The sequence below is a fragment of the Microbacterium sp. M genome, assembly GCF_045181065.1.
Taxonomy (GTDB): domain Bacteria; phylum Actinomycetota; class Actinomycetes; order Actinomycetales; family Microbacteriaceae; genus Microbacterium.
Window position 1 is genome coordinate 3306480 of record NZ_CP173721.1, and the last position, 14392, is coordinate 3320871.

Consider the following 14392-nt stretch of genomic DNA (forward strand, 5'->3'; position numbering starts at 1 on the left):
CCCGCGCATGACCACGCTGCACAACCCGCTGATCAACGGCTTCCATCCCGATCCCTCGGTCGTGCGGGTGGAGACCGCCGACGGACCCGAGTGGTACCTCGCCACATCGACCTTCGAGTACCTGCCCGGCATCCCGATCCATCGCTCCCATGACTTCGAGACGTGGGAGCTCATCGGCCACGTCGCCGTGCGCCCCGGACAGCTCGCCGTCGAGGACGTCGCGACGGCGGGCGGCGCGTGGGCGCCGACGCTCAGGCACCGGGACGGCCTCTTCCACCTCGTCATCACGGACGCGATGGGCCGAGGGATGCTGCACTTCACCGCGTCGGATGCCGCAGGCCCGTGGAGCGACGGCGACCTGCTCCTGAAGCAGGACGGATCGGCGTCCCTCGACGGCATCGATCCGGACATCGCCTGGGACCGCGACGGGAACGTCTACGTCACGTTCTCGGGGCTCATTCTCGGCGGCGACGACATCGGTCAGCATCTCGGCATCCAGCAGGTGAAGGTCGACCTGGACCGGCACATCGCCCTGGAGGCGCCGCGGTCGGTGTGGTCGGGCACCGGAGGGCAGTTCCCCGAGGCCCCGCATCTCTACGAGGTCGACGACCGCTGGTACCTGATGATCGCCGAGGGAGGCACCGAGCGCGGTCACGGCGTCTCGATCGCACGCGGTACGTCGCCTGAGGGGCCGTTCGAGACCGCACCGCAGAACCCGCTCGTGTCCGCCCGATCGACGACCCGCCCGGTGCAGAACACCGGTCACGGCGACCTCGTGGTCGGCCCGGACGGCGAGTGGCTGTGCGTGCTGCTCGGAGTGCGCCCGCGCAGCATGACGCGCGCTTTCTCGGCGCTGGGACGCGAGACGTTCGTGACCCCGGTGCGCTGGGAGGAGGACGGCTGGCCGGCGATCGACCCCGTGCTGCTGAACCCGCGCGCGGGCACCAGGGTGGAAGTCTCGTTCGCGGACGCCCTGCACCTGGATCACGAATGGATCGCGGTCCGCGCCCTGCCGAACTCGCTCGCGGAGCTGCGCGACGGCGCCCTCGTGCTGCACGGTGACGGCCGCACGCTGGACGATCCGCGCCCGGTCTTCGTCGGCCGTCGTCAGGAGCACCTCACGAACGCCGCCACCGTCCGCATCGACGTCAGCGCCGGGGTCGGCGGTCTCGCCGTGCGCTACGACGAACGGTTCCACGTCGAGGTCGAGGCCGGAGACGGTGCGCTCACGGCCCGCGCCGTGGTCGGCGACCTCGTTCAGGAATGGACGGTCCCACTGACCTCTACGACGCTGGACCTGCATCTCGATTCGCGTCGCCCCGATGGCGATCGCGGACTTCCGCGCACCAGCGACGTGCTCCACCTCGGTGCGACGGTCGACGGCGAGCGCACCGAACTCGCGCAGGTCGACGGCCGCTTCCTCTCATCCGAGACCTGCGAGTCGTTCACGGGCAGGGTCATCGGTGTCTATGCTCGTTCCGGCGACGTCGCCGTACGGAGCTGGGTCGCCGAAGGAGACGACGAATGACGGATGCCGCGGTCACCGCCCCTCGCATCGCCACGCTGCGCGCCGAGCTCCGCGACGACACGTCGTTCGTCGCGACGCCGCGTCCGCGCCTGAGCTGGACCGTCGCCTCCGACGCCGACTGGCAGCAGGCCGCCGTCGATCTCACCGACAGCACGACTGAGGTCACCCTCGACGGTCGCGAGAGCGTCCTGGTGGCATGGCCGTTCGCAGCTCTGGGTCCCGGCGAGACGCGGGAGGTCCGCGTGCGCGCACGCGCGCTCTCGGGCGCCGTCACCGCGTGGAGCGAACCGCTGCCCATCGCGGCGGGCTTCCTCGCCGCGGACGAATGGGTCGCCCTGCCGATCGGTCTGGCCGAGCCCGACCGCGAGGCAAAGCCGGCGATCGTCCGCACGGCGTTCCGCCTCGACCGGCCGGTCACCCGCGCGCTGCTGTTCTGGACCGCGCTCGGCGTCGCCGAACCCGAGGTCAACGGCATCCCCGCATCCGAGGACGTGCTGTCCCCCGGATGGACGGCGTACCGCGACCGGCTCGTGCACGAGACGGTCGACGTCACGGCGCACGTGCGCACCGGCGAGAACGAGCTGTCGGCGACGATCGCCGGCGCCTGGTACACCGAGAAGTACGGCTTCTTCACGTTCACCAACCGGTTGTACGGAACGCAGCCGTCATTCCTGGCACAGCTGCGCGTGACCTACACCGATGGCACGAGCGAGACCGTCGCCGCCACCGGCCCCGGGTGGGAGGCCGCGGGCGACGGTCCGATCGTCGACAGCGGCATCTACGCCGGCGAGCACCAGGACCTGCGACGCACGGCATCCGTCTGGGCGCCCGCGCGAGTCGGGGCCGCAGCGCTTCCGGGATACGAGAACGTCCCCGTTCCAGAGGCGCGCATCGCACCTCCCGTGCGACGCATCGAGAGCCTCCCTGTCGCGGCGGTGATAGAGGCGCCCTCGGGCGGGCGGATTCTCGACTTCGGTCAGAACCTCGTCGGGCGGCTGCGGATCCGGACGCGCGGGCAGAAGGACGCCCGGCTGGTCGCCCGGCACGCCGAGGTCCTGGAGGACGGCGAGCTCGGCATCCGCCCGCTGCGCAACGCGGCGGCGACGGCGACGTTCGACCTGTCCGGCGGCGAGGACGTGCTCGAGTCGTGCTTCTCGTTCTACGGCTTCCGATACGCGGAGCTGACCGGCGCCGAGGTGGACCCGGTCGATGTCGAGGCGGTCGTGCTGCACACCGACATGACGCGGACCGGCTCGTTCGCGTCCTCCGATCCGCTCATCGACCGCCTGCACGAGAACGTCGTGTGGGGCATGCGCGGCAACTTCCTGTCGATCCCGACCGACTGCCCCCAGCGCGATGAGCGACTCGGGTGGACGGGCGACATCCAGGTGTTCGCTCCGACCGCGAGCTTCCTCTACGACTGCGACGGCTTCCTGACGTCCTGGCTGCGCGATCTCGCCCACGAGCAGCGGCAGACCGACGGCTCCGTGCCGCTGGTCATCCCGGCGGCGCTTCCCGCGTTCGGCGGCGGCGGACCGACCGCCGCCTGGGGCGATGCCGCGACGGTCGTGCCGACGGTGCTGTTCGAGCGGTTCGGCGACCTCGGCGTGCTCGCCGACCAGTACCCGAGCATGCGCGCGTGGGCGGATGCCGTGCTCGCCGTCGCCGGCGGCTCCGACCTCTGGGCCGGGCGGATGCAGTTGGGCGACTGGCTGGACCCGTCCGCCCCGCCCGACAAGCCCGGTGCGGCGAAGGTCGACGGCGACATCGTCGCCTCGGCGTATCTCGCGCGCTCCCTGCGGCAGGTCGCCGATGCCGCGGCGCTGCTCGGACACGACGCGGATGCCGCGGAGTACGGTGCACGCGCCGAACGCAGCCGTGCGGCCTTCGTCTCGGAGTACGTGACGCCGTCCGGCCGCATGATGAGCGATGCGCCCACCGCATACGCGCTGGCGCTCGAGTTCGATCTCGTCACCGACGCGGCCCTGCGCCAGGCGCTGTCCGACCGGCTCGCCGACCTCGTGCGGGAGGGCGGGTACCGCATCGGCACCGGATTCGTCGGGACTCCGCTCGTCACGGATGCCCTCACGGTGGGCGGGCATCTCGCCGAAGCCGAACGTCTGCTCACCCAGACCGAGTGCCCGTCCTGGCTGTATCCGGTCACGATGGGGGCGACGACCGTGTGGGAGCGGTGGGACAGTCTGCTGCCCGACGGCTCGGTGAATCCGGGAGAGATGACCTCGTTCAACCACTACGCGCTCGGCGCCGTGGCCGACTGGCTGCACCGCGTCGTCGCCGGCCTCGCTCCGGCGGCTCCGGGATACCGCGCCCTGCGGATCGCACCACGGCCGCTCTCGACGCTCGATCACGCCTCCGCGCGGCTCGTCACACCATACGGCGCGGCCTCGGTCGCGTGGCGACGGGAGGGCGCCGAGATCGTCGTGTCGGCGCTCGTGCCCGCCAACGCGACGGCCACGGTCGCTCTGCCGGGGAGCGACGAGTTCGTCGTCGGCTCCGGTCGGTTCGAATGGCGGTTCGCCGCGGCGTCCGCGCCGGAGACAGCCCCGCTGCCGGGACTGGACGCCGCGCTCGCGGATGTCATCGACGACCCGCGCGCGTATCGTGCGCTGATCGACACCGTCGCGGCCTTCGACCCGAAGCGCGCCGAGGCGGTGCGCCGCGACACCCTCTGGGGGCGGGGACGCACGGTCAACGGGGCCCTCATGTTCACTCCCCCTCACGTCCTCGCGGACGTCGACGCGGCGATCCGCACCGCGACATCCGCCTGACGCCCTTCCCATCCCACGAGACGGAGACACCATGTTCGACCGCCGTTCCACCTTCGGCGAAGCCCTCGACCACCCGGACGCGCGCGCCATCCTCGAGAAGCTGATGCCCGGCATCGCCGCCTCGCCGATGGCGACGCAGTACCGGGACGGCCGCCTGGGTTCGCTCGTCGCGTTCGTCCCCGCCCTGGAGGACCCGGACGAGCAGCAGAAGCTGTGGTCCGCCCTCGCCGAGGTCGGCGACGGCGTTCAGCGCGCACCGTACGCGACGGCGATCGCCCCCGATCCGGCCTACGAGGACGACACCGTCGCTGCGGCATCCGTGTCGGTGCGTCTGCCGGAGCCGACCCCGCGCTGGGATGTGCTCGAGGTGCGCCTGGACGGTCCGTCGCACGGGAACCCGTTCGTCGACGTGGAGCTGGATGCCGTGTTCACGCGTCCGGACGGTACCGAGGTGCGCGTCGGCGGGTTCTACGACGGCGACGGCGTGTACCTCGTGCGGGCTCTGGCGGATGCCGAGGGCGCCTGGTCCTTCGTCACCCGATCGACCGCACGGTCGTTGGACGGCGTGACCGGCGTCGCAGAGGTGATCGCACCCCGCGACGGGGTGCACGGCCCCGTCGGCGTGGACGGATTCCACTTCCGTCATGCCGACGGCACCCGGCACCGGCCGCTCGGCACCACCGCCTACGCGTGGACGCATCAGCCGGAGGATCTGCAGGAGCAGACTCTGGCGACGCTCGCCGAGGCGCCGTTCACCAAGATCCGCATGTGCGTGTTCCCGAAGTCATACCTGTACAACGTGAACGAGCCGGCCGATTTCCCGTTCGTCGGATCGCTCGCGGACGGGTTCGATCTGGAGCGCTTCGATCCGGCGCACTTCCGGCGGCTCGAGCAGCGCATCACCGATCTCGGTGCGCTCGGAATCGAAGCCGACCTCATCCTGTTCCACGCCTACGACCGCTGGGGCTTCGCCGATCTCGGGCCGGCCGTCGATGAACGCTACCTGCGCTACGTCGTCCGACGCCTCTCGGCTTTCGCGAACGTGTGGTGGTCGATGGCCAACGAGTACGACCTGCTGTGGGCCAAGGACACCGCCGACTGGGAGCGGCTGGCCGAGATCGTGGGCGAGGAGGATGCGTTCGGGCACCTGAACTCGATCCACAACTGCCGCCCGTTCTACGACTACTCGAAGCCATGGATCACGCACGTGAGCGTGCAGCGCGTCGACGTCTACCGCACGGCCGAGAACACGGACGAGTGGCGCGAGCGCTGGGGCAAGCCGGTCGTCATCGACGAGTGCGCCTACGAGGGCGACATCGATCAGGGCTGGGGCAACATCACCGGGGAGGAGATGGTGCGTCGCTTCTGGGAGGGCGCGGTGCGCGGCGGCTACGTCGGCCACGGCGAGACGTACCTGCCGGAGGCGCTCGGCCTGGAAGACGAGATCCTGTGGTGGTCGAAGGGCGGCGTGCTGCACGGCACCTCCCCCGACCGGATCGCGTTCCTCGAGAAGCTGCTGGCCGAGGCGCCGGACGGCGTCTGGGATCCGCTTCCCGGCGACTGGGACGTGCCATGGGGCGGCGTCGACGGCCGGGTCAGAGTCGGCTACTTCGGCTTCAACCGGCCCCGGTTCCGCAGCCTGCTGCTGGCCGAGGGCGAGTGGACGGTCGACGTGATCGACACCTGGAACATGACAGTCGAGCGCCTTCCCGGAATCCACTCGGGGTCGCTGCGCGTCGACCTGCCTGGACGGCAGTTCATGGCGGTGCGGCTGACCCGCGTCTGAGCCGTCGCTCGTTGCGCGAGGGAAGCGAATCGAAACGAACTCAACGGGCGAGGGAAGGCGCTCAGCCGCGGACGTTGCCGTTGGAGCAGGTCTGCTGGTCGGCAGAATTGCCCATGACCTCCTCGGGCAGCGCGACCGCGGTGCCCGTCGGAGCAGGCGTCCCGCTCGCCACCGGCGCGGGCGTCACCGGGGCCTCGACGATCACGCCTTCGGTCTCGCCGTTCTCGTGAGTGATCTGCAACGGTTGATTCGACTCGATCGCGGCCATGAGCGCATCGGCGGCGTCCCGGTTGGGTACGAGCTTGTTCTCGGGGTTGTCGGGATCGGGCCACGTCGGATACTGCGCGAACACGATGTCCGACTGGGGGACGTCCTTCAGCGCCAGACCGATCTGGGCGATCGTCATCGGTGTGAGCGACGTACTGGTCGTGAGGTTCTCGACCGCCGTGTTCGCCAGCTTCAGCATCGTGCCGACATTGCCGAGCACCTCGCTGCTGAGCATCTTGCGGGCCAGCGACGACATGTACAGCTGCTGGTTGCCGATGCGCCCCACGTCGCTGCCGTCGCCGACGCCGTAGCGGGTGCGCAGGAACTGCAGCGCCTCGTACCCCTGGATCGTGCGTGCGCCCGCCGGGAGATCCAGCCGGGTGTGCTCGTCCTTGATCGGCGTCGCGAGACACACCTCGACGCCGCCGATGGCATCCGTGATCTCGATGACCCCGCCCCACGTGACCGACGCCGCGTATTGGATCTCCAGTCCGGTGAGCAGCTCCAGCGTCTGCAGGACGCAGTTCAGCCCTCCGTATGACCACGCACTGTTGAGCGGCTGCTTGTCCATCGCGGACGAGGTGTTGCCCTGATCGTCCGTGCAGGACGGGATGGCGAGCATCGTGTCGCGCGGAACGCTGACGACCGTCACACGCCGCGGTTCGTCCGAGACGTGGACGATCAGGTTGGTGTCGTTCAGCGTGCCGTCCTCGCCCTTGCCCGAGCAGCGTCCGGGGAACAGATGCGCGTACTCGTCCTCGCACACATCGACGCCGACCAGCAGCATGTTGAAGCCGCCCTCGTACTCCGCGATGTCCGGCGGCACGGATTCGGCACCATCGATCTCCACGGAGTTGGCGCTGACCGTGCCCAGCAGAGTCGTGCCGATGTACGCCGCGACGCCCACGCCGCTCACGAGCACGACGGCGAGCACGATGCCGAGAGCCCGCAGCAGCTGCCCGCCCGCGCTGGGGCGATGCAGCTGGCCGTGACGGGCGACGGTACGACGACGGGGGCGCTTCACGCTCACAGGGTCCTTCGGGTCCGATCAGGGCCAGGCCCCTCGACGACTCCGTGCCCGGTTACTCCCGGACGTTGCCGTTCGAGCAGGTCGCCTGAGCGGCGGAGTTTCCCCTGATCGTATCGGGCAGGGCAGCTACCGTCTCGGAAGGCGCGGGGGTCTCGGTCGTGGCCGGATCCGTCGGCTCGGTCGGGGTCGTCGGCTCGGTGGGCTCGGTCGGAGTCGGGGTCTCGACGATGACGCCGTCGTTCTCGGTGTTCTGGTGGGTCACCTGCAGCTGCTGGTTCGCGTTGATCGCGTCCCACATGAGCTGGGCCGAATCGCGGTCGGGGATGACCCTGTTCGCGTCGTACGGGTCCTCGAGAGTCGGGTACTGCAGGAACACGATGTCCTCGAAGGGCACGTCCTTCACGGCGAGCGCGATCTGCGCGAGCATCATCGGGTTCTGCAGCGACGTGCTCGGGGTGATGTTGCTCAGCGCCGTGTCGGCGAGCTTCAACATCGTCGGCACGTCGCCCAGCACCTCGGAGCTGATGAGCTTGCGCGCCAGCGACGACATGTACTGCTGCTGGTTGCCGATGCGGCCCAGGTCGCTGCCGTCGCCGACGCCGTGGCGGGTGCGCAGGAACTGCAGCGCCTGCAGCCCCTCGACCGTGTGCGTTCCGGCCGGCAGGTCGAGGCCGGTGTACCGGTCCTTGATGCCGGTCGCCAGACACACATCGACGCCGCCGATGGCGTTCGTGATCTCGATCACGCCACCGAAGGTCACGGATGCCGCGAACTGGATCTCCTGGCCGGTGAGCTCGGTGATCGTCTGGGCGACGCAGTTCAGGCCGCCGTACGAGAAGGCCGTGTTGAGCTGCTGCTTGCTCATCGAGGAGGTCTCGTTGCCGTTCTCATCCGTGCACGCCGGGATCGGCAGCATGGTGTCGCGAGGGAAGCTCACCGCGGTGATACGGCGCGGCTCGTCAGAGACGTGCAGAAGCAGGTTGACGTCGTTGAGCGTCCCGTTGGCGTCGTCGCCCTCGCAGCGCTCGCCGAAGAAGTGCGCGTACTCCGGCTCGCACGTGTCGACGCCGGTGAGCAGCATGTTGAAGCCGCCCTTGTATTCCGCGATGTCCGGCGGGACCGACTCCTGGCCCTGCAGTTCCACGGCGTTCGCGGAGAAGTTCGAGAACAGCGTCGTCCCCACGTATGCCGCGACTCCCAGCCCGCTGACGAGTACGACAGCCATCGCGATGCCGATGATCTTCATCACCTGAGACACCGCACTGGGGCTGCGCAACTGACCGTGACGGGCGACAGTGCGACGACGGGGGGTCTTATCGCTCACTCGGGGCCTTTCGGGAATACTGCGGAGGGTGTGGGATTCGAACCCACGAGACATCTCTGCCCACTGGTTTTCAAGACCAGCTCCATCGGCCGCTCGGACAACCCTCCTCGAGCAGGAATGCACCTGCCCGAACAGGCGTCGAGTCTAGCCGAGTTCGGGGCGAAAGCCGGCCACGCCGAGGTTCATTCTCCCGCGATGACCTGGGGAGACCCTGTACGGAGGGTGTCCAGCGCGAGCGCCAGACCGCCGCCCGCGACGCCCTCGGTGACTTCGCCTGCGGCATCCTTGACCTCGTCCGGAGCCTGCCCCATCGCGACCGCACGCCCTCCGACGCGCAGCGCCCACCCGAACATGCCGATGTCGTTGCGGCCGTCACCGGCGACGAAGACCTGGTCGGGGTTCATGCCGAGTTCGGCATGGACCCGGGCGAGCGCCGTGCCCTTGTCGACGCCCTGAGGTGCGATGTCGAGCCACGCGGTCCACCCGATCGCATACGAGACCTCGTTGAGCCCGGCCTCCGTGACGAGCCGGTGGAAGTCCTCCTCGTCGTGCCCAGGCGAGACCACCACGACGCGCGAAACCGGGTGCTCCCCCAGTTCCTCGAACGAGACCTGCCGTCCGCCGTCGAGCGTCCAGTCGTCCAGCTGGGCGGTGTACAGCCGCTGACCGGAGGCGAGCTCGACCATGTAGCGCGCTTCGGGGAGTCGGTCGCCGAGAAGGTTGAGGACGGTTCGCGGGTCGAAGGTCTCGACGTGCCAGCGCGTCCATTCGCCATCCAGCCGGCGCATGGTGACCGCACCGTTCGAGCACACCACGAACTCCGGGGCGATCTCGAGCGCGTCGAGATAGCGGTGGGTCGCCATCCAGCTGCGTCCGGTCGCGATCGTCACGACATGGCCGGCGTCCCGCGCCCGTGCGACCGCCTCCGGTACGCCTGGGCTCATCGACTCGTCCTGCAGCAGGATCGTGCCGTCGACGTCGAGGGCGACGAGCCAGCGCTGGTCCGTCGCGGCGACGGTCACGCCTCCGGCTCCAGCACGGTCAGTCCGCCCAGGTAGGGCCGCAGCACCTCCGGGACGATCACCGAGCCGTCCGGCTGCTGGTGCGTTTCGAGGATCGCGACGATCCAGCGGGTGGTCGCGAGCGTGCCGTTCAGCGTAGCGACGTGCTGGGTCTTGCTCTGACCGTCATCGACGGCCGGACGGTACCGGACGTCGAGCCGACGCGCCTGGAAGCTCGTGCAGTTCGAGGTCGATGTGAGCTCGCGGAAGGCATCCTGCGTGGGAACCCACGCCTCGATGTCGTACTTGCGCGCGGCGCTGGAGCCGAGGTCCCCCGCGGCCACGTCGATCACACGGTACGACAGCCCGAGGGAGGTCAGCATCTCCTCCTGCAGCGCGACGAGGCGCAGGTGCTCCGCCTCGGCATCCTCCGGGGTCGTGTAGACGAACATCTCGAGCTTGTTGAACTGGTGCACGCGGATGATGCCCCGGGTGTCCTTGCCGTACGAGCCGGCCTCGCGGCGATAGCAGGTCGACCAGCCGGCGTAGCGCAGAGCCCCTTTGGACAGGTCGACGATCTCGTCTTTGTGGTACCCGGCGAGTGCGACCTCGCTGGTGCCGACCAGGTACAGGTCGTCGTCCTTGTCGAGGTGGTAGACCTCGTCGGCGTGCTCGCCGAGGAAGCCGGTGCCCTGCATGATCTCGGGACGCACGAGCGTCGGCGTGATCAGCGGTACGAAGCCGTGCTGGAGCGCCTTGTCGAGCGCCAGGTTCATCAGCGCGATCTCGAGTCGTGCCCCCACGCCGCGCAGGAAGTAGAACCGCGAGCCGGACACCTTCACGCCGCGTTCCATGTCGATCGCACCGAGGATCTCGCCGATCTCGAGGTGGTCGCGCGGTCCGTTCGGGTACTCGGCCGCATCGAAGGTCGGCACCTCGCCGACGCGACGGAGCTCGACGAAGTCCTGCTCGCCTCCCGCCGGGACGCCGTCGATCACGACGTTCTCGATGCGCGCCAGGGCGGATGCCGCGGCATCCGCTGCTTCGCCCGCGGCGTGCTGCGCCTGCTTGACCCGCTCGGCGAGCTCCTTGGCCTGCGCGACGAGCGCGCCCTTCTCCTCCTTGGGCGCCTTCGCGACCTGCTTGCCGAACGCATTCTGCTCGGCGCGCAGCTCTTCGAAGGAGGTCAGCGCGGTCCGGCGCGATCGGTCGGCCTCGATCGCCGCGTCGACGGTGGACGCATCGTGTCCGCGCGCGATCTGCGAGCGGCGGACGACGTCGGGGTTGTCGCGAAGAAGAGCGAGGTCGATCATTCGTCAAGTCTATGGCGTGAGGCGGATGCCGCTGCGAGGGCCCCGATGGCAGGAGGCCTTAGAGTATGGCCATGATGACGACCGCGGCTGCCATGCACCGGGTCGCCCTCGTGTACAACCCGATCAAGGTGAACGAGACCCAGTTGAAGACCCTGGTGGCCTCGATCGCCGAGGAGGCCGGCTGGTCTCCTCCGCTGTTCCTTCCGACCACCGTCGAGGATGCCGGGCAGGGCCTGACCCGCCAGGCGCTGGACGCAGGGGTCTCCGCGGTGCTGGTCGCCGGAGGCGACGGCACCGTCCGCGCGGTCGCGGAGGCCAACGCCGACAGCGGCGTGACGCTCGGAATCCTGCCCAGCGGCACAGGCAATCTGTTCGCCCGCAACCTCGGACTGCCCCTGACCGATCCGGCGTCCATCGTCCGCGCCGCGCTCGCCGGCCGCACCGTGCCGGTCGATCTCGGCTGGGCGACGCTGACCCGCGAGGACGGGACGTCCGAGACGCACGCGTTCGTGGTGCTGGCCGGGATGGGACTGGATGCCGACATGATCGCGAACACGCGTCCCGATCTGAAGAAGTCCGTCGGATGGGTGGCGTACGTGGATGGCGCCGCGCGATCGCTGGCTGCGGCGAAGCCGTTCCGCATCGTCTATCAGATGGACGAGTCGCGCCTGCACTCGACCAAGGTCTACAGCGTGCTGTTCGCGAACTGCGGCATGCTCCCGGCGGGGATCTCGCTGATTCCCAGCGCCTCGATCACGGACGGCACGCTCGACGTCGCGATCATCCAGCCGTCAGGGCCGTTCGGCTGGCTGGGCGTATGGCGAAAGATCTGGTGGGACAACTCGGTGCTGCGGCGCTTCCGCGCCGGGCGGCTCGTGCTGGAGCGCCGTGGGCGCGACGCCTCGGTGCGCTACCTCCGTGGTGTGTCCGCCGAGGCCGCCGGCACGCACGCGACGCCGATCGAGTTGGACGGCGACGAGTTCGGAACGGCCATCCGTCTGCACTGCCGCGCCGATCCAGGCGCGCTGACGCTGGCGATCCCCGATTCGGTGTCGACCGAATCGCTCTGACGGTCCTTATCCGCGGACGGGGATCGTGGTGTCGAGGTTCGCGCCGACCAGCGTGAGCTGGAAGCCGTCGTCCTCGACCGCGTCATCCGGGAAGGCGACGATCGTGGCGCGCGGCGCCATGTCCATGGTGCACTGCTTACCCTCTTCGTCGGCGGCGAAGGCGACCGTGCCCGTCGCACCGCTGCCCGCGACGGACTCCACGATCGGCGGGCACGAGGACGACCCCCACGACAGCAGCACGAGGCTCTCGTCGTCGAACCATCCGGCGCTGGGCGTGTACTCGGTCGAGGTGCCGGGGATGCCGGCGAGCTCAGGGTCTCCGTCCAGATCAGCGTCGTCGGTGACGCCGTCGTAGGTCACGACCAGTTCGACGTCCTCGGTCGGATCGATCCCCTCGGGGAAGGCGCCGACGCTCGCGCGCGGCGCGAGGTCCGCGGTGCACACGGCATCTGCATCGATGTCCACGAGCGAGACCGTGACCTGCTGCCCCGACGCCGTGACCTCGTCGACCTGCGGGATGCACGTCGAGGATCCCATCGTGACCACGGCGAACATGCGGCCGTCGTCGAGCCAGGCGGCATCGAAGTCGTCGTCCCCACCGGGCGCCGGCGCAGGCGCCGTGCTCTGCTCCGGCGCGCTCGAGCTCGTGGGGCCGGTGCCTGCCGGCGTTCCGGCGCAGCCGACGGCGAGTGCAGCGATGGAGGCGAGGCCGGCGAGCGAGAGGGCGGCGCGCGTGATCCTGGTCATGGCACCCACCGTAGCCGTGATCACTGCAGGGCGGAGGTCAGCCTCGCCAGGTTGTCGAGCACGGTCGAACGCAGCGGCTGCTGCATCCACTCGTCCAGCGTCAGCTCGCGGCTGAGGCGACGGTACTCGTCCTCGACGTGGCGCATCTCCCTGACGAACTCCTCGCCGCGGACGAGCAGCGAGATCTCGAGGTTGAGACCGAACGAGCGCATGTCCATGTTGCTGGAGCCGATCACGGCGACCTCGTCGTCGATCGTGAGGCTCTTGGTGTGCAGGATGTACGGCTTGCGGTACATCCAGATCCGCACACCGCCGCGCAACAGTGCCTCGTAGTAGCTGCGCTGCGCGTGGTAGACCATCGCCTGGTCGCCCTCTTCGGATACGAAGAGCTCGACCTCGACGCCGCGGTCGGATGCCGCGGTGACGGCGAGCAGCAGCGCCTCGTCGGGGACGAAGTACGGACTCACGATCATGATCTTGCGCTTGGCCGAGTACAGCAGACTCAGGAACAGCCGCAGGTTGTTCTCGACCTCGAATCCAGGTCCGGAGGGGACGACCTGACAGTCGAGGTCGCCGGTGCCCTGCGTCGCGTGGGCGATGTCGATGTCCGAGAGCACCTGATCGGTCTCGCTGTACCAGTCGCTCAGGAAGATGGCGTTGACGCTCGCCACGATGGGGCCGTCGAGTCGGACCATGAGGTCGACCCAGTGCAGCCCGCGCTTGATGTTCTTGGGAAGGTTGTAGGTGGAATCGGTGACGTTCTGCGATCCCATGAACGCGACGCGACCGTCCACGACGAGCAGCTTGCGGTGATTGCGCAGGTCGGGGCGCTGCATGTGCCCCTTGAGCGGCTGCACCGGCAGCATGACATGCCAGTCAGCGCCCATGCGGTTCAGCCGGGCGACGGTCTGGCGATACCGCGGCTTGTACCGATTGGCCCAGTGGTCCAGCAGCACCCGGACGGAGACGCCCCGGCGCGCCGTCTCTTCGAGCGCACGGAAGAAGTTGTCGGTCGCGGCATCCGACTGCAGGATGTAGAACTCGACGTGCACGTAGTTCGTGGCGGTGCGCACGGCATCCGCCATCGCGTCGAGCGATTCCTGGTAGTCGGAGATCAGGTGGGCGCCGTTGTCGCCCGAGAGCGGCATCGCCCCCATCTGCTGGTTCATGCGCACGAGCGGGCCGAACCAGTCCGGGGCGTCCGGGCGCAGCGTGCCGAAGTGCAGATGCTCGCTGGTCTCGGAGATGTAGTCGTTGATCTGCTGCTGCTTGCGACGGCGGGCACGCGGCAGTCGAGGGTTTCCGATCAGCAGGAACAGGAACACCCCGAAGAAGGGGATGAAGAAGATGGCCAGCAGCCAGGCCATCGCGGCCGTCGGCCTGCGGTTGCGCGGCACCACGATGATCGCCGTGATGCGGATGGCGATGTCGATGACGGCGAGACCCGCGAGCACCCACCAGGGCCAGGCATCCATGCGCGTCACCCCCGTGCAGTCCGGACCGTCCGCCTCACGCCGGTCCTGGACTCAGCGTAGTG

At 69.2% G+C, this 14392-nt stretch carries 10 protein-coding genes and 1 tRNA gene; 4 read left to right on the forward strand and 7 right to left on the reverse strand.

Annotated features, from left to right (window positions below; translation table 11 throughout):
* The first annotated feature begins 7 nt into the window (after positions 1-7).
* Genes ACI7YT_RS16135 through ACI7YT_RS16145 form a run of 3 tightly spaced genes read left to right on the forward strand, consistent with a single transcriptional unit; the run spans position 8 to position 6103 of the window.
* Positions 8-1528: a family 43 glycosylhydrolase gene (locus ACI7YT_RS16135; RefSeq protein WP_406246907.1), complete on the forward strand. Its 1521-nt coding sequence runs from the start codon at positions 8-10 to the stop codon at positions 1526-1528.
* Positions 1525-4317, forward strand: coding sequence for a family 78 glycoside hydrolase catalytic domain (locus ACI7YT_RS16140; protein WP_406246909.1), 2793 nt, complete (start codon positions 1525-1527; stop codon positions 4315-4317). The genes ACI7YT_RS16135 and ACI7YT_RS16140 overlap by 4 nt, the downstream gene beginning before the upstream one ends.
* 31 nt (positions 4318-4348) lie before the next feature.
* Complete coding sequence (locus tag ACI7YT_RS16145; protein WP_406246911.1) at positions 4349-6103, forward strand: DUF5605 domain-containing protein; 1755 nt, start codon at positions 4349-4351, stop codon at positions 6101-6103.
* A 61-nt stretch (positions 6104-6164) separates the two neighbouring features.
* Here the strand turns inward: ACI7YT_RS16145 and ACI7YT_RS16150 are convergent, their stop codons facing one another.
* The 5 genes from ACI7YT_RS16150 to serS form a co-directional block, all read right to left on the reverse strand.
* Positions 6165-7394, reverse strand: a complete 1230-nt coding sequence (locus ACI7YT_RS16150) for an LCP family protein (RefSeq protein ID WP_406246913.1) — start codon at positions 7392-7394, stop codon at positions 6165-6167.
* Between the two features lie 58 nt (positions 7395-7452).
* Positions 7453-8724 carry an LCP family protein gene (locus ACI7YT_RS16155; RefSeq protein WP_406246915.1) on the reverse strand — a complete coding sequence of 424 codons (1272 nt, stop codon included), beginning with the start codon at positions 8722-8724 and terminating at the stop codon, positions 7453-7455.
* A gap of 22 nt (positions 8725-8746) precedes the next feature.
* Positions 8747-8831: transfer RNA gene (locus ACI7YT_RS16160), tRNA-Ser, on the reverse strand.
* Between the two features lie 75 nt (positions 8832-8906).
* A complete protein-coding gene (locus ACI7YT_RS16165) occupies positions 8907-9746 on the reverse strand; it encodes an HAD family hydrolase (protein WP_406246916.1) in 840 nt (279 codons plus the stop codon).
* A complete protein-coding gene (gene serS / locus ACI7YT_RS16170; RefSeq protein WP_406246918.1) occupies positions 9743-11038 on the reverse strand; it encodes a serine--tRNA ligase in 1296 nt (431 codons plus the stop codon). Before serS ends, ACI7YT_RS16165 begins: the two co-directional genes overlap by 4 nt.
* 71 nt (positions 11039-11109) lie before the next feature.
* On the opposite strand from serS, the gene ACI7YT_RS16175 reads away from it, so the two are divergent.
* Entirely contained in the window at positions 11110-12108 is a 999-nt protein-coding gene (locus tag ACI7YT_RS16175) for a diacylglycerol/lipid kinase family protein (RefSeq protein ID WP_406246920.1), read from the forward strand.
* A 6-nt stretch (positions 12109-12114) separates the two neighbouring features.
* Here ACI7YT_RS16175 and ACI7YT_RS16180 read toward each other — a convergent pair whose 3' ends face one another.
* Positions 12115-12855 (reverse strand): hypothetical protein, encoded by a 741-nt coding sequence (locus ACI7YT_RS16180; protein WP_406246922.1) that lies wholly within the window; start codon positions 12853-12855, stop codon positions 12115-12117.
* A 20-nt stretch (positions 12856-12875) separates the two neighbouring features.
* Positions 12876-14330, reverse strand: a complete 1455-nt coding sequence (gene cls / locus ACI7YT_RS16185; protein WP_406246923.1) for a cardiolipin synthase — start codon at positions 14328-14330, stop codon at positions 12876-12878.
* Positions 14331-14392 lie beyond the last annotated feature (62 nt).